The organism is Caballeronia glathei (assembly GCF_000698595.1).
Lineage (GTDB): Bacteria > Pseudomonadota > Gammaproteobacteria > Burkholderiales > Burkholderiaceae > Caballeronia > Caballeronia glathei.
Map to the genome: position 1 here is coordinate 62,847 of NZ_JFHC01000031.1, position 13,969 is coordinate 76,815.

General features: G+C 58.4%; 20 protein-coding genes. 9 read left to right on the forward strand and 11 right to left on the reverse strand.

Annotated elements, in window-relative coordinates; translation table 11 throughout:
• Positions 1-35 precede the first annotated feature (35 nt).
• The 4 genes from BG61_RS19805 to BG61_RS42015 form a co-directional block, all read right to left on the reverse strand.
• A complete protein-coding gene (locus tag BG61_RS19805; protein WP_051672663.1) occupies positions 36-428 on the reverse strand; it encodes a hypothetical protein in 393 nt (130 codons plus the stop codon).
• A 4-nt stretch (positions 429-432) separates the two neighbouring features.
• A complete protein-coding gene (locus BG61_RS19810) occupies positions 433-969 on the reverse strand; it encodes a phage regulatory CII family protein (protein ID WP_035936362.1) in 537 nt (178 codons plus the stop codon).
• A gap of 111 nt (positions 970-1,080) precedes the next feature.
• The gene (locus BG61_RS19815; RefSeq protein WP_035936365.1) at positions 1,081-1,278 is read right to left on the reverse strand and encodes a hypothetical protein; all 198 of its coding nucleotides are present in this window, start codon (positions 1,276-1,278) and stop codon (positions 1,081-1,083) included.
• A 109-nt stretch (positions 1,279-1,387) separates the two neighbouring features.
• Complete coding sequence (locus BG61_RS42015) at positions 1,388-1,585, reverse strand: hypothetical protein (protein WP_035936368.1); 198 nt, start codon at positions 1,583-1,585, stop codon at positions 1,388-1,390.
• Between the two features lie 71 nt (positions 1,586-1,656).
• Here BG61_RS42015 and BG61_RS19825 point away from each other — a divergent pair, with 71 nt between their 5' ends.
• The 9 genes from BG61_RS19825 (at position 1,657) to BG61_RS19855 (ending at position 5,323) form a co-directional block, all read left to right on the forward strand.
• Complete coding sequence (locus BG61_RS19825; RefSeq protein ID WP_035936371.1) at positions 1,657-2,325, forward strand: XRE family transcriptional regulator; 669 nt, start codon at positions 1,657-1,659, stop codon at positions 2,323-2,325.
• A gap of 139 nt (positions 2,326-2,464) precedes the next feature.
• Positions 2,465-2,629 (forward strand): hypothetical protein, encoded by a 165-nt coding sequence (locus BG61_RS42860; RefSeq protein ID WP_161783688.1) that lies wholly within the window; start codon positions 2,465-2,467, stop codon positions 2,627-2,629.
• Positions 2,626-2,880: a hypothetical protein gene (locus BG61_RS19830; RefSeq protein ID WP_129572224.1), complete on the forward strand. Its 255-nt coding sequence runs from the start codon at positions 2,626-2,628 to the stop codon at positions 2,878-2,880. Before BG61_RS42860 ends, BG61_RS19830 begins: the two co-directional genes overlap by 4 nt.
• Before the next feature lie 8 nt (positions 2,881-2,888).
• Positions 2,889-3,092: a hypothetical protein gene (locus BG61_RS42020; protein ID WP_129572225.1), complete on the forward strand. Its 204-nt coding sequence runs from the start codon at positions 2,889-2,891 to the stop codon at positions 3,090-3,092.
• Between the two features lie 8 nt (positions 3,093-3,100).
• On the forward strand, positions 3,101-3,457 hold the full coding sequence (locus BG61_RS19835) for a hypothetical protein (RefSeq protein ID WP_035936375.1): 357 nt from the start codon (positions 3,101-3,103) through the stop codon (positions 3,455-3,457).
• Positions 3,454-3,696, forward strand: coding sequence for a hypothetical protein (locus BG61_RS19840; RefSeq protein WP_035936376.1), 243 nt, complete (start codon positions 3,454-3,456; stop codon positions 3,694-3,696). Before BG61_RS19835 ends, BG61_RS19840 begins: the two co-directional genes overlap by 4 nt.
• Positions 3,686-3,970: a hypothetical protein gene (locus tag BG61_RS19845; RefSeq protein WP_035936378.1), complete on the forward strand. Its 285-nt coding sequence runs from the start codon at positions 3,686-3,688 to the stop codon at positions 3,968-3,970. Before BG61_RS19840 ends, BG61_RS19845 begins: the two co-directional genes overlap by 11 nt.
• Positions 3,963-5,060 (forward strand): ParB/RepB/Spo0J family partition protein, encoded by a 1,098-nt coding sequence (locus tag BG61_RS19850; protein ID WP_081868129.1) that lies wholly within the window; start codon positions 3,963-3,965, stop codon positions 5,058-5,060. The genes BG61_RS19845 and BG61_RS19850 overlap by 8 nt, the downstream gene beginning before the upstream one ends.
• Positions 5,057-5,323 (forward strand): pyocin activator PrtN family protein, encoded by a 267-nt coding sequence (locus BG61_RS19855; RefSeq protein WP_035936380.1) that lies wholly within the window; start codon positions 5,057-5,059, stop codon positions 5,321-5,323. The genes BG61_RS19850 and BG61_RS19855 overlap by 4 nt, the downstream gene beginning before the upstream one ends.
• A 389-nt stretch (positions 5,324-5,712) precedes the next feature.
• Here the strand turns inward: BG61_RS19855 and tnpC are convergent, their stop codons facing one another.
• From tnpC to BG61_RS19890, 7 genes are all read right to left on the reverse strand, one after another.
• Positions 5,713-7,302, reverse strand: coding sequence for an IS66 family transposase (gene tnpC, locus BG61_RS19860; RefSeq protein ID WP_035936382.1), 1,590 nt, complete (start codon positions 7,300-7,302; stop codon positions 5,713-5,715).
• A gap of 51 nt (positions 7,303-7,353) precedes the next feature.
• Positions 7,354-7,701 (reverse strand): IS66 family insertion sequence element accessory protein TnpB, encoded by a 348-nt coding sequence (gene tnpB / locus BG61_RS19865; RefSeq protein ID WP_035936384.1) that lies wholly within the window; start codon positions 7,699-7,701, stop codon positions 7,354-7,356.
• On the reverse strand, positions 7,698-8,105 hold the full coding sequence (gene tnpA, locus BG61_RS19870) for an IS66-like element accessory protein TnpA (protein ID WP_051672664.1): 408 nt from the start codon (positions 8,103-8,105) through the stop codon (positions 7,698-7,700). Before tnpA ends, tnpB begins: the two co-directional genes overlap by 4 nt.
• A 123-nt stretch (positions 8,106-8,228) precedes the next feature.
• The gene (locus tag BG61_RS19875) at positions 8,229-10,061 is read right to left on the reverse strand and encodes an AAA family ATPase (RefSeq protein WP_081868130.1); all 1,833 of its coding nucleotides are present in this window, start codon (positions 10,059-10,061) and stop codon (positions 8,229-8,231) included.
• Between the two features lie 47 nt (positions 10,062-10,108).
• Positions 10,109-11,620 carry a GapS1 family protein gene (gapS1, locus tag BG61_RS19880; protein WP_035936388.1) on the reverse strand — a complete coding sequence of 504 codons (1,512 nt, stop codon included), beginning with the start codon at positions 11,618-11,620 and terminating at the stop codon, positions 10,109-10,111.
• Positions 11,621-12,100: 480 nt separating this feature from the next.
• Complete coding sequence (locus BG61_RS19885) at positions 12,101-13,309, reverse strand: site-specific integrase (protein WP_063741066.1); 1,209 nt, start codon at positions 13,307-13,309, stop codon at positions 12,101-12,103.
• Between the two features lie 172 nt (positions 13,310-13,481).
• Entirely contained in the window at positions 13,482-13,958 is a 477-nt protein-coding gene (locus BG61_RS19890) for an Lrp/AsnC family transcriptional regulator (RefSeq protein WP_075584189.1), read from the reverse strand.
• Between the last annotated feature and the right edge of the window lie 11 nt (positions 13,959-13,969).

Here is a 13,969-nt window from a genome sequence, read left to right on the forward strand (position 1 = left end):
GCGTCGACGAAGCGCGGTGCAACACGTGTTCAAAGTCACTTTGGCCTCGGGGCGCGTCGCGCGCGCAGTTGATGCCACTGCGCGTCGTGACGGGCGTACAGTGCCTCGTATTCGGCGTCGCTGAGGTAATGGCGAAGGTATTCAAAGAAGTTGCGCCGTTCGTCTTTCGTCGGACGGGCGGCGCAATAAAGAGCGGCTCCGGCCGTCCACTCGCTGACGATGTTCAGAGAGCGACAGGCGGCAAGGAGCACGTCCGCCGGGATTGGACCGAAGAGCGGCTGCAGGAACGCTTCGACCTTGTGCGGCTCATTGGCACAAAGGAGGGAGAGTTGGTGCGTGGCGCAGGCAAAGCGCCGGTCAGGGTCGCATGCGAGGCCAATGCGCGCGCGATGTGCGTTGCAGCAGATGCGATCGATCGGAAACTGCATCTGCTTACTTGCGGCGAAGTTTTGAAAGGCGGATGGCCGTGCGAATGAGGCGCTCGAAGATGCGTTGCCCCTTGCGGCTGACCACCGTTAGCGATTCGGCCTCGTGTAGGTCGATACGGCGGTCCTGTACGGCGCGGATCACCTCGGTTGCGACTTCGCCGACATGAGCCTGCAGATCCAACGTTGCCACGGTTAGGGACTGAATGTCGTGCGGATGTTCGTGATCAGTGGCCTGCTCGCCGGAGACTGTCGTCGGCGCTGCGATCAAGCCGAAGCGCTCATTGAGCGCGTGGAGCGCATCGAGGGCGTAGGGTTCGCTCTCGCGCTTCTCCTGCATCCATTCGAGCATTAATTCGAACATCTCCATCGAGAGACGGTTCTCGCCCTCGCCGCGCAATCGCAAGCGCAACGACTCGGGCGTGATGTTCTTGCCGCGACGGTGCGCGAGAAAGTTGGCGGCATCAGCGACTCCGCCCGGTGCTTTGCGGACCGACGTGTACAGCACGTCGAGCCATTCGGTCCCACTGTATCGACACGTCATGCCCCGCCCCAATTCTTTGGAATGTGCTTTTTCATACTGTCTGCCGCTGGCCTGTGCTCGTACGATGCGAAGTTGGCTCAACCAAATCCAAACTCGATGTTCAAAAAATCTTCATTGCGCCCCGTCCGCGCTTTCGGCCAACACCGACTCCTCAGAAAGACTCGTGAAGTAATAAGGCAGCACTTGAATCCCCGAATCGCCGCGACCGGTGATCAAGCGAGCGCTGATGTCGGTGAGTGTGGAGTAAGGCACGTCGGTCAGTTCGGCAGTCGACCGCAAGTCGCCCTCTTCCTTGTCCGCGCGAGCCATGGCGGCATCGAGAGGTGTTGGATCTCGGTGGTGGGATGAGACGACGCCAGGCGACGGCCTACGCGTGGTGGATACCCGGTGCAAATCTCAAAGAGTACGTGCTCACAATTCACGGCTGCTGCGATTCCTGCATGGACTCATCCAATTGGCGGAGCGCGTCAGGATTCATGGCGCGAAATGCGACCATCCACGGATCTGGAATGTGGTTTCCGCTTACCCACTGCGAAATTCGGCCCTTGGTTAAGCCGGTGATCTGCATCACCCTGCGTCGCCCGCCCATTGCTTCGATAATTTTGGTCGCATCCATGTCTGAAGTATAGAACGCTAAACCATCGGAGACAAGCAATCTAAACCACTGATGGTTTAGATTCTTAAACCATGAGCCTTGCCGAACGTATCCACACAATCCTCACCGAGACTGGCATCGACCAGCCGACGCTTGCCAACCATGCCGGGGTGACCAAGGGCACTGTCAATCAGTGGCTGACAGGGCAAATCAAGTCCATCAAGCTCGAATACGCGGTGGGAATTCAAAACGCGCTCGGGTATAACGCGGTGTGGATCGTTATGGGCCAAGGTAAGAAAACTGCTCCAAAGGCAGACAACGACGAAATCGTGTGGGACCCGCAGCCGGTTCCGCCGGGACGACCAATTCCAGTTTTAGGCATGGCACAGTTAGGGGACGACGGCTACTGGGCAGATATCGAATACCCGGTCGGCCATGGGGACGGGTTTATTGACTTCCCTTCGACGGACAAGGATGCGTACGCCTTGAAGTGCGTAGGCGACTCGATGCGCCCGCGGATTAAAGATGGTGAGTTTGTGGTGATTGAACCCAATCGGCCCGTCGAACCGGGTGACGAGGTGCTGGTGAAATCTGAAGACGGTCGCGTGATGGTCAAGGAGTTTGCGTACTCCCGCGCTGGTCGCATTCACCTGCTTTCCACCAACGCTGCCCACGCGACCATCGCGATCCCCAAAGAGCAGATTGCAAAGATGCACTTTGTCGGAGCCATTGTGAAGAAGGCATCGTGGCGCCCAACTTGACCCTCAGTCTTAAGAGCAACCCGCCGTTCGGCGGGTTTTTTTTCGCAGAGCGGTAGAAAACTATCTCGGTGGTTTAGTTTTCTTGACTGCTGTGGTTTAGCGTTCTATCCTACATCACGTTTTCGACAAGAGGACTGTGATGAAACGCTACCGTTGCTTTTACCTGCTGGCGGGTGACGAGCCCTCGCTCACCCGATCCATTCAATTACATGCTGCCGATGCGAGCCGAGCCGCTCGGCTCGCAGCGAGCGTCACCGGCTGCGCCATGGTGACGGACGTTGTCCGCATGGGAGACGTCGAATGAGCGGCCTCCCCGACTTCCGAACTTCAGCCCGCATAGCGCGACTGCGCGAAATGCAAGGCTTGCCGCCGGAGATTCCGCTCGGCCACACCATCTACCGCCAAAGTGACTTTGAAAAGTCCAAGCTCTGGCGAGCAGTGTTCATCGCGGCGTTCGTCATCGGGATTGTCAATCTCGTTGAGCCTGCGCCGCGATCGGATCCTGCACCGGCTACCGCGCATGACACGCGCGCCGTAGCCCGCCCGACCGTGTAGGTGCGGCCATGTCCAATCGGATCCCCGTTACTGATGCTGAGATCGCGAAGGAACACCGCCTTCGCGGCGTCCGTGGTTCGGCCTCCTCCGCCATCACCAACGCCGCAATTCGAATTTGCCTGACCAACTGCGCCGAGCTGCGCAAGAAGCAGCATCATCCAGAACCATTAGAGCCGGACCTGAAACGCCTCGCGGCCGGCGATATCGACTGAAGAGACCCATGCCAAAAATTAATCAACTCCCGCATCGCGAAGTTGAGCGTACCGACACGCTCTGCCTTCGCACTCGGGTCAAATACGATCCGATGGCGTCACGCGCATCGACGCCTGTAATGGTCAGCGCCTACGTCGTGCATCGCAAGCCGCTTCAAGGCAGCGTTCATACGCTCTACATGATCATGGACGGAGGCGACGTCGCGCGGACACAGATCTCGTATCCGAGCGAAGGTGACTGCGAAACCGCACTCCGCGCACGAACGAACGCTCGGCGCGCAGCATGTGCCGCCATTAGCAAAGCGAAGCGGTCCGGAAAGAAGGGCTGGCAGGCGAAGCCGATGACCGTTAAGGAGGCCGCGTGACGCTGTCCTCTTTCATAGCGATCACCATCTGCATCGCTGTGTGGCTGTTGCTGCAAAACGGCCGGCGCCGCGTGTACGGTGCGGTGCTCGGTCTCGCCAACACCCTCCTCTGGATCCTCGCGGCACTCTCGGCCGGCACAAACATGGTCGCCCTGGTCGCCGGCGTTTGCGCGCTGCAATTCGCATGCTTCCTGCTCGCAGTTGCGAGCGTATCGTTCCGGAGATCACATGCGCACTGACCTGTCCGACATCGCAAAGCACCTGATCCTATTGCTTCGCGACAAAAGCGCCGCGCTCAACTTCGACGAGCTCCGCGAGCAACTGCCCGATGCAGATTTCCAATGGATCGTCGCCGAACTGATGATGCTTTGGCGATCGCGCGTTGTCCGTCGCGGCGTCGACACGAAAACCGGTCGCGTCGTGTACTGGCTGAATGACGTAAATCCAAATCGCCACATCCAGGAGGAAGTGGACCCGCTGCTCCCCCGTCCGCAGGAGGATCACCATGTCTAAGTCGCGCGGATTGGCGCTCGACGAGCCGATCGTCACCGGCAACACAAAAGCCGCAGTGAAAGCCGCGGGCGGCGGATCGTCTGACCTCTGGACGGTCCCGCCCTCCGCCTTGCACTACGACTCACGCGACAATGTGCGCTCCCTCGACCCGGAGCGAGTCCGTCACGTTGCTGACCTGATCAAGGCCAACGGATACGACCGCAAGAAACCGATCGGCTGTATCGTCAAGAAGGTCGACGGCGAGGATCGGATTTACGTGTACGAAGGCCAACATCGCTACCATGGCGCCTTGCTCGCGATCAGCGAAGGTGCCCCCATCGAACGCCTGCCTATCGTCATCGACGAAGCGAAATCGGTCAATCGCGTAAACCTGATTATCGCGGGCGTTACGAACAACGATGGCGAGAAGCTCACGCCACTCGAGCTGGCCGCTGCCGTCGTCGAGCTGCAGCTCCTCGACGTCGACCAGGCGACGATCTGCAAACGCCTCGGCATTTCGGACCAGACTGTGCGTGATGTTGTGCTGCTGGCAAATGCGCCCGAGCAGATTCATTCGCTTGTTCGGTCAAAGACAGTCTCATCGACTCTCGCCATCGAAGAGATTCGTCAGCACGGTGCGAAAAAGGCGCTAGACCGCCTTGCAAAGGCGGTGTCAAATGCCAAGGCAAGCGGAAAATACAAGATCACCAAGAAGGCACTCGAAAAGCCGGCGATAGACAAAATCAGCGCCCCACATGCAAAGCAACTTTTGCAGGCATTGCACGCTGTGCTGCACGACCCGTTCTTCGGAAAACTATCGCCGGGCACGATTACCGGTGTACACACCGCTCTCATGCCACTCGCGGACCTACTCGATGCGGCACTTAAAAAGGGCTCACCGGAGACAGCGCATATCGATGCAGAAGGCGACCCAAACGACTACGCGGTGACGCCTCCCGATGAGCACGGCAATGTCGAACCGAGCGAGATCTTCACACCGGGCGGACGGCGCGGCGACAGGCCTTTGGCCGAGATCCGCATCGCGCAGTATGCGCCCGGTCGCGATAGCGACGGAAAGCGGACAGATAAAATTAATGGAGCAGCTGAATGAACACGGTATTCCTGTTGATGGCCCAGTTCGGCGCGAGGGCTGTGATCCCCATCGATGAGGTGTGCCGCGCCTATTTTCCGCATCTTGAGGTCGACAAGCTCCTGCGCAAGATCAACTACGGCGAGATCAAACTTCCTCTTGTACGCATTGAGGCGTCGCAGAAGAGCGCCAAAGGGGTCTATGTGCAAGACCTCGCCAACTACATTGATGAACGCAGGGCGGCAGCGAAGAAAGAATGTAACCAGTTGACTCACACGTCCTGATACCTGCAAAGCGCCGTGTCGAATGCAAGTGAATGCGAAAACTCTAACAACCGAGCGAAGACCTCTTTGTCCAGTCACCGACAAGAACGAGGTGTCCGACACTGATCGCGAGCGACCGAGCGCCATCAACTCGGTTGCTTCCTTGCTACAGCGGTAGGACGCGACTGGCCTCGGACAGTCGCGTTCGGATCCCTTAACAAACGGTGGGTGCCACCCGCAGGCAACCAAGAGCGCGACCGATTCCGGACGCAAGACGAATGTTCGCAGCTCGTCAATCCTCCTACTGGACCGTGGTCTACGCATGCATAGCGCCAAACGCCCCGCGGAACAGTTGTAAGCATTCGACCTGCACCGTCGCGGATTACGTTGACGTGTGAGGGGATCGGCTGCTAGCGAACGGGATCGATGTGTGAGGCAGCGGGAAGCAAAGGAGCGACGTTCCAGGGTAACAGTTCGTCGATCCGGTTCACCGGGTGATCTGCGATGCGTTCGATGACGTAGTGCAGGTAGGCTTCTGGATCAATGCCGTTCAGGCGGGCAGAACCGATCAGGCTGTACATCGCAGCCGCACGTTCACCGCCTGAGTCCGCACCGGCAAATAAAAAATTCCGCCTTCCGATTGCTACACCGCGCAATGCGCGCTCGGCAATCAGATTGTCAATCTCAGTCTGACCATCGCTGCAGTAATAGACCAGCGCAGGCCAGCGATTCAACGAATACTGGATCGCTTTGGTGGTGTCCGACTTCGCGGAGAGTGTGAGAAGCGTCGCCTCGAACCACCGCTTCATATCATCAAGCAGCGGCACAGCCTTCTCCTGGCGAACGCGCCGTCGTTCTTCAGGCGGCTTGCCACGAATGTGCTCTTCGATGCGATAGAGAGCGCCGATGCGCTCGAGTGCTTCGCTGGTGATCGGTGATGCCCGAACAGCGTGCAGATCATGTAGCTTTCGACGTGCATGCGCCATGCACGCTGCTTCGCGAATCTGACCGCCGAGGTACAGATCTGCATAGCCGGCGAAGGCGTCTGCCTGCAGTACGCCCGTGAAGTTGGCCAGGTGACGCTGTGGATGTTCGCCGCGACGATCCGGTGTATAGGCAAACCAGACCGCCGGCGCTTCGTCCGAACCGCTGGGCCGGTCATCGCGCACATACACCCAGAGCCGGCCGGTCTTCGTCCTGCCATTGCCCGGCGCAAGCACCGGCAGCGGTGTGTCGTCGGCGTGAACCTTGCTGCCGCCAAGTGCATGGCGGCGCACCGCGTCGACCAGCGGGTTGAGTAGCCAGGTCAGACTGCCCAGCCAGTGGCCCATAGTGCCCGGTTCGATCTCGACTCCGTCGCGCGCGTACATGACGGACTGGCGATAGAACGGGATGTGGTACGCGAACTTCGATGTCGTGATGTGGGCGAGCAAAGCTGGACCGGGCAGGCCGCGATCGATCGGCCGGCTCGGCGCAGCGGCTTGCACGATGCAGTCGCAGCACGAACAGGCGAATTTGGGACGGCGATGACGGATGACGCGGAAGTGCGCGCGCACGTATTCAAGTTGCTCGGATACGTCTTCGCCCAGCGGTTTGAGTGTGCCACCGCATTCCGGGCAGTCTTCCTCGATGGGCCGATGCACACGCTCTTCGCGTTCGAGGTGATCAGGTAGTGGTTTGCGACAGGCGCTCTCGCGGCGTTGATGCGCCTTCTTCGAATCAGCCTGGGCGGCCGCACCTTCATCGGCCTGCAGGTCCTCAAGTCGCAGTTCGAGCTGCTCGATCTGACGCTCCACCTTCTCAGACTTGCGACCGAACTGCATGCGGCGCAGCTTCGCAATCGTCAGCTTCAGATGCTCGATCTCGATTACGCGGGAGCTGAGTTGGTCCTGCAACTCGACGACCCGCTGCGCGTTTGCATGAGCTGACGCCGCATGCGCGCGCACCAGCGCCTTGAGCGCATCAATGTCGTCGGGCAGGTCGGTATCGGTCAGATCCATTGCGACAGTTTACGACCATCTGCTACATGCGGATCATCGGGTAACAGACGTTTACAAAGCACTGCGCGGGCGTGCTGCCTCGACCGGTTGTCGCCAGTCAAACCCTTCGAGCAGGAGCGATAGTTGAGCGGTGCTCAACGCCACGACGCCGGTGTCGGCGCGGGGCCATGCAAAACGCCCTTTCTCAAGACGCTTCGCAAATAAACATAGGCCGCCATCGCTCCAGTACAACGCCTTCAGCAGATCACCACGGCGGCCCCTGAAGATAAAAACATGGCCGCCGTATGGATCCTTCTCAAGCACCATCTGTACCTTCGCCGCAAGGGAATTGAAGCCGGAGCGCATGTCAGTGACGCCGGCAGCGATCCAGATCCGTGTGTTTGCAGGCGGCCCGATCATCGCAGAATCCGCTCGAGGACCAGGCACAATATCGTCGCGTCGGGCACGCCTTCTATCCGGACCGACGTATTGCCATGCCGAAGCTGAATGCTGCCGTTTGCAGCCTGCGGAGGTGCCGGCGCGTTCGTCGCCTCCAGCGCATGGGCCGCCGGACGATCGGACCGTCCATCGACAACGACGGGCAACATGATCTCCGCCTGCGCATCTTCGACCAGCAGACCCTGGGCGTACAGTTTGCGCCAGGCCCACACCTGATTGGCGTTGATGTTGTTGTCGCGAGCGACCCTGGCGACTGACGCGCCGGTTTCAAGCGTCTGCTCTACGACCGATCGCTTCCATTCCAATGGATGCCGTCGGTTCTGGCGCTTGGCAGGTAACTCGACTGTCTGAGGCACTGTGTCCATTCTCGGGCTGTTTGTGGACAGAGTCGGTCACTCGTGTCCGTCGCAGCCGATGATTGCATCTTCTACGCAAAGCGGGGAACGGTACAAATCAGATGCTTACGAACAGTTCACCAACCAGAATTTCTAGCTAACCTTTGCCTGGCGAAACGCGTCGATACCATTGAGCAATTCAACTAAATCTCCAGGCAATTCATCATGACGACAAGCTTCGACGATCTTGGCATCGGTTACGGACACACTGTATGTATTCTGGACATGTTCGCGGTAACGCCGCAGCAGCTCTTTGCCGGGCACAATCATCAACCGTTCGTCAGGAACATTCCATCGGGTGCGAAAGTATGTTGTAGCGTCTTTCATTTTTGTTGGAGTGTCTTTTCCACCCCCCCGATGAAACTCGATGTATTTCCCTACATATTGGTCTTGAGCATCGTCTTTTAGGGAGTCAGACAGTCTGAGAAGCGTTTGGAGCGCCGACTCATCGGCGTCGCCTATGTCGACCCCTTTCGACCTGCGGTCTGCAATGCCCTTTGCCACCACCCGATCAAGGGCGGCCGGAACCAAAAGATAATTTTCAATTTCCTTGCGCTTATGTATATGCGAGAACCTCAGCGCTGCCTGTAACTTGGTTTGCACGTCTTCGATCTGCTGTTCGCAATAATAGTCGCGGTCGTAGATTGCGGCGATTAGTAGTTCGGTGCCTAGCGTCTGTGATACACCTTGCGCCAGAGCTGAGATTCGCGACCAAGAGCCGAAGCCCCCCGATGGCATTGCGGCCACGCCAAGCCCTGCTGCAAGATCATCGAGCCCAAGGCGTTTGGCAAAGCGTCGCAGAAGCGTGAAGTCATAGTCGCCCTCAACGAAGACCACCCGGCGGTTTCGCGCCAGAGCCGCCAGCGAGATGTTTTGCTGGGATCCGAGCAAGGTCATGGCCCTCTGCACACCATCAATGTCCTTGATTCGCTCGGAACTGGACTTCGTTTTATCAACGAGAACTATGTCCGCGGGATCAGCCTCGGCAATGATCTCCGTTGAATGCGTTGCCACTATAATATCCGGACCCGCAGAGCGAAGTACTCCCAGTAGCCGTCGTTGTACGTCGGGGTGGAGATAGACCTCAGGTTCGTCGACGACGATCAATGAGCTATCGGAAGCACGGTGTATATGAGTCAGTAATTGGCACCAAATTTGAAATCCAAAACCGACCCAATATAGTTCGCGATCCATGCGTCCCTCACGAACGAACATTGTTAATTCACGATTAAGTGCGAGGGTAGGAAGGTGAACGACCATCTCGGGCCATGTCGACGCCACGAGATCGGCGAACTGCTTGAAAGTCTCCGGAAAGTGGTACCAATAGCTACGAAAATGTCGCGAGGCTCGGTGTGTTGCTAACGCAGACGCGACTGTCTCCTTTTCGCGCAACACTTCGCGGTGTTCGACCGGCCCCAACACCGGGACCACTGAAAGTTCAAGGGGGAAGCTCGACTTAAACGCGGCCGGCGTCCTAATTGCCGCGCCACGTGTCTCAGGAACCAGCACGCAACTGTTCTGATCGAAGTGCAAGTGAAGCTGGTTACCATTGCTTATCCGAAAGCTGACACGGGAATCCCCTTCCTCGTAGTTAGTGCGCACATTTTCAAGAGAAATAGGAAGCTGGCTTTCGTTGATCAAATAGCCGAAGGTCTGCGAGTCGCCCACAGTAACCAATTGAGGGGCTCGAGTGCGTGCTGTGCGCAGCGCTACCGCTAGACTCCGAAAGGCTCCCACGATGGTCGATTTTCCTGAGTTATTCGCTCCCGTAAACACGTTAACTCGATCTAACGCAACGCTATAGCGTCTAAGACCCTTGTAATGATTAAAAGTAACGCTAGTTACGCGTATTGAACCAGCTGACTTAGCCATTCGGACCTGCTCCTTCTCGCTTCTGTTTTTTTTGCAAGGTAGCGCATCAGTCATATTACAGTGACCCGAGGCGTTGAAAATCCGGTTATGTGCTCACCCGGCTATCCTTTGCGCCCGGTGAGCGCTGCGTGAATCTGGTCCTCGACGTCCTGTTGAACTTCTTGCAGGACTGTGGGAAGTGTCCACGCCTTGACGTACTTTTTCAGGAAGTCGCTGAAGAACATCCGCGACGTCCGGCCATCTTGGTTAGCGAGTGCAGCTTCGCGGAGCAGCTCAGGCAGCTTGACCTCCCCTGCCTTCACGCAGCCCATCAGACGCTCGAATTCCTCTATACCCATCACAAATACATTGGACAGGGGAAGGCAGCGTGCGGCCTCCTCATCGGGGTAGCCGAATTCTCCGGCTGGAAAAAGGCGTTGCAGCATTTCCCCGCCGCCGATGTATAGCTCGCGACTGGTCACGACCAACAGAAAATCGCGAGGCTTCCGAAAACGCTCACCAAGACTCGCGTTTTCCCTGATAAGTTTACCGACCTTCCAACCCTGAGCGATTGCGTCGCGCACGCGTTTGGTCTTTCGATGCGCGACGAGCGGACTGTCCTGCAAGAGCACATCGTCCGCGAACAAACTCATCTTCGCCTCGATGAGGATGTTGCAGTCGTCGCCATCGAACATGACCTCGACGGCTGCCATATGCCCACCGACAATCGCCTTATATTCGGCCTCGGTCATCATGGGAAGGCCAGATTCCCTGGCAAGTTCAGTAACGTAGTCTTCGAACACGCGACTAAAGGACTGCGTGTACTGCTCCCCGAAAAGCTCCGAGAGCCGAAGGTGCACGATTTCCTCAACGCCTCGTGCAAAAACGAGTCGATGCCAGCAATGGATCATCCCGTCTTGCAACTGCACGAGCGGAAAGCGCTTCACGTAGGGAAACTCGTGGAGCTCCGCCTTCCTGCGGACTTTTCGCGCCGCGTCCTTCCGCAGCTCTTCTCGAAGGCTGATGATGTCACGCGAGAAAATCTCGTAGATGCGGTCGACGCTGGCACCGTAAGTTTGACGCAACGGCTGCATCCAGCCTCGCGTGACTGGCATGTCGCCAGCAAGAACGGCCGCGTAGAGCGCGAAGGAAAGTACCAAAAACACGTCCGGCTCCATCCCGAAAGCATCGCGGAACTGCCGCCGCTCGTTTCGGTTCTCGGGGATCCGCGCGTACAATGCGGCCCATCGCATGAACCCGCGGCTCTCTGGACGCTGAAACTCGATCTGAGCGTGCATAAGTGTTCGAAGCATCAAGAAGATGTTCGGCACCGGATCGTCACGCACCTTCTCCGGCATATCCCATAGCGCCTGCCGGATCCTGTCCATCTCTTCCATGGGGATCGGCGGACCAATGCGCAGGTGTACGCCGTCGTCCTGTAGCGCCCACTTTACGATGAGCAAAGTCAGCCACGGCGCGCTCCTGACCTCATCAAGACGCCCTACCGGCGGGTTCCAGAGGATGTGCAAAGCTGCGTCGATAATCGACGTCGCGCTATACCTCCGCAATCTGTTTCTGATCGCACGGTACGCTTCTTCGATACCTACCTTCGGCATCGGTATCTGCGCTGCCATCCGATGCGCGAAGGGCGCATCTCCTGAAAACGATGAAACTTTCATCAGCGATGAACAGGCTGTCCGGCCCGGTAGGTTTCCGAAAGCCGATACGCTACCACTGCGCATCGCTGGAGAAAACTCCCCTGAACGCAAGAACTCTGTCGACCCGCCGAAACACTCGTGGAACAGCACCGGTCCATGTCGAACGTGCCGGTAGACGCAGAGATCAGACTGACACATTGATCGGTCGCGTTGGTGAGCGACGTCCCTGCCGTTGAATTCTGCAGAGAGCGCTGCTGCGTTTAGGTCGAAGACCGAGTGCAAGGCGTCGACGCCGTCTAGGCGATGAACGTGTGGCGAACCTTGTCGCGCAAGAGTGCGTTGCGAAAAGGCCAACGACCTGACGACCGTGTTCCCCGCGCGAACGTCCGTCACCAACGTGAGGGGACGATCTAGTGGTCAAGTCTGCACACTGGTCAACGTCCGAAGATGGCAGATCTACGCCGGGCTGCCCCCTTCGACGAGGATCGTACGCGGCTCGTCCAATGAGACAAGAACTGATGGCTGCGACGAGAGTGGTGCTGACTCGACGCTTGTTGCGGTCCCAGGTCTAAGACAGGTTTGCCGAAGAATCGAGTCAGCGGACGCGACGACATCGAGCCACTTCCAGTTTGCGTATTTGTCACCAACTTTCCGCGGGTGCGTGTACCGTTTCAGCGTGTTCCAGCTGCGATGCCCGCTGACTCCCGCCACGCGCTGGATCGTCCAACCCATTTCTGAGAGCCGGCTGGCCCCTTCGTGACGCAGATCGTTGAGGTGTAAGTCTTCTATACCGAGCAGTTGAACTGCGTTCGTAAATGCTGTGCTCGCTGTCAGTGCTCGATACGGAAAAATGCGGTCATCAGCTCGAGGCTGGGCGAGAATAATCCGCAGCGCCTCGGGCGTCAGGTCGACCCAGGTGTCGTTGCCGACTTTGGTATTCGGGTGCTTGAGGTCGCGCACCATGACACGGCACCCTTCCTCATCCAGATCCGTCCACAAGAGCCGACAGACCTCGCCAATGCGTCGAATCGAGTAGATCGTGAATGCTGCGATCGCCTGCATCGGAATACTGTCCGGCGCGCCCACACGGACCCTCCCGAACTCGGCCATCAGACGATCCAATTCGCCGAGCGTCGGTCGGCGCTCGCGATGCTTTGAGCGCCCCACCACGCCCATATTGGTCAGCGCCACGCGCGCGTCCGCGACAACGGATCCATCAACCGGATAGTTCCACGCTGGCCGCGCGAGCTTGAGCACGCTCGACAGGTGCGCAAGGTAATGACCGCGCGTCGACGCCGCGACATCGATCGTTCGCATGTACGCGACGATATCGGCACTTGTCAGGTCCGCCGCCTTGGTGGCACCGAGCGCCGATGCCGATATCTGGTTGAGGATCATCTTCTTGGTTCGGTCCAGGGGCTTGTTCAGCTCCTCGGTGTACCGCTTGATGATCTCCTTCACCGACGGGTTTTCCTGCAGCGCCGCCCTCAGTCCATCCGCGTGAGCCAACTCGGTTTCACGCTTCTTGACCCAGATCTGGGCTGCCTGTTTCCGATCGAACGTTTTGGTTTCCTGGTGCAGCACCTTGCCGCCCTTGCGCACGCGCACCTGCGCCTTGTACGAGGTGCTGCCATCTTTGTTCGTTCGCGGCGTGATCGCTCCCATTCGCGCTCCTTTTCCCGTCGTCGTGGTGCCACGTCAAAATGGCACCCATTTTGGAGCCACGGCACCACAAAAACAAGAGAAAACGCGAATTCATACGATCAAATAAGCACCGCCGACAAAATACCGGAAAGCCTTATTTGACAACGCAGAGCCGGGAATCCCAAGGCCCGCGTCAGCGCCCAGTATCGACGAGCGGCGGCCTGACCGGCAGCGCGGTCGAATACTTGATCTGCTCCATCGCGAAGCTCGAACTGACGTCGTACAGCGGCACGGCGCGGATCAGTTCCTTGTAGACGCGATCGTAGTCGTCGATATCCGACACCACCACGCGCAGCAGATAGTCGGTTTCCCCGCTCATGCGGTACACCTCGACCACCTCCGGAATATCGCGCACGGCGCGCGTGAAATCCTCCGCCCAGCTTTGCGTGTGCTGGTTCGTGCGCACGGCAACGAACACCGTCGTGCCCACGCCCAGCTTGCGCGGGTCGCACAGCGCCACCTGCGCGCGAATTACGCCGGTCTCCTTCAGCCGCTGCACGCGTTTCCAGCACGGCGTCTGCGAGAGGTTCACTCGCTGCGCCAGTTCCGCGATCGGCATCGTGACGTCGGTCTGCAAGAGTTCCAGCAGCTTTCGGTCGATGAGGTCCATTCCCACACTGC

Excerpts from the sequence above, each read along its gene's own strand:
- BG61_RS19805 (WP_051672663.1), bottom strand. The coding sequence starts at position 428 with ATGCAGTTTCCGATCGATCGCATCTGCTGCAACGCACATCGCGCGCGC.
- BG61_RS19810 (WP_035936362.1), bottom strand. The coding sequence starts at position 969 with ATGACGTGTCGATACAGTGGGACCGAATGGCTCGACGTGCTGTACACG.
- BG61_RS19815 (WP_035936365.1), bottom strand. The coding sequence starts at position 1,278 with ATGGCTCGCGCGGACAAGGAAGAGGGCGACTTGCGGTCGACTGCCGAA.
- BG61_RS42015 (WP_035936368.1), bottom strand. The coding sequence starts at position 1,585 with ATGGATGCGACCAAAATTATCGAAGCAATGGGCGGGCGACGCAGGGTG.
- BG61_RS19825 (WP_035936371.1), top strand. The coding sequence starts at position 1,657 with ATGAGCCTTGCCGAACGTATCCACACAATCCTCACCGAGACTGGCATC.
- BG61_RS42860 (WP_161783688.1), top strand. The coding sequence starts at position 2,465 with ATGAAACGCTACCGTTGCTTTTACCTGCTGGCGGGTGACGAGCCCTCG.
- BG61_RS19830 (WP_129572224.1), top strand. The coding sequence starts at position 2,626 with ATGAGCGGCCTCCCCGACTTCCGAACTTCAGCCCGCATAGCGCGACTG.
- BG61_RS42020 (WP_129572225.1), top strand. The coding sequence starts at position 2,889 with ATGTCCAATCGGATCCCCGTTACTGATGCTGAGATCGCGAAGGAACAC.
- BG61_RS19835 (WP_035936375.1), top strand. The coding sequence starts at position 3,101 with ATGCCAAAAATTAATCAACTCCCGCATCGCGAAGTTGAGCGTACCGAC.
- BG61_RS19845 (WP_035936378.1), top strand. The coding sequence starts at position 3,686 with ATGCGCACTGACCTGTCCGACATCGCAAAGCACCTGATCCTATTGCTT.
- BG61_RS19850 (WP_081868129.1), top strand. The coding sequence starts at position 3,963 with ATGTCTAAGTCGCGCGGATTGGCGCTCGACGAGCCGATCGTCACCGGC.
- BG61_RS19855 (WP_035936380.1), top strand. The coding sequence starts at position 5,057 with ATGAACACGGTATTCCTGTTGATGGCCCAGTTCGGCGCGAGGGCTGTG.
- tnpC (WP_035936382.1), bottom strand. The coding sequence starts at position 7,302 with ATGGATCTGACCGATACCGACCTGCCCGACGACATTGATGCGCTCAAG.
- tnpB (WP_035936384.1), bottom strand. The coding sequence starts at position 7,701 with ATGATCGGGCCGCCTGCAAACACACGGATCTGGATCGCTGCCGGCGTC.
- tnpA (WP_051672664.1), bottom strand. The coding sequence starts at position 8,105 with ATGGACACAGTGCCTCAGACAGTCGAGTTACCTGCCAAGCGCCAGAAC.
- BG61_RS19875 (WP_081868130.1), bottom strand. The coding sequence starts at position 10,061 with ATGACTGATGCGCTACCTTGCAAAAAAAACAGAAGCGAGAAGGAGCAG.
- gapS1 (WP_035936388.1), bottom strand. The coding sequence starts at position 11,620 with ATGGCAGCGCAGATACCGATGCCGAAGGTAGGTATCGAAGAAGCGTAC.
- BG61_RS19885 (WP_063741066.1), bottom strand. The coding sequence starts at position 13,309 with ATGGGAGCGATCACGCCGCGAACGAACAAAGATGGCAGCACCTCGTAC.
- BG61_RS19890 (WP_075584189.1), bottom strand. The coding sequence starts at position 13,958 with ATGGACCTCATCGACCGAAAGCTGCTGGAACTCTTGCAGACCGACGTC.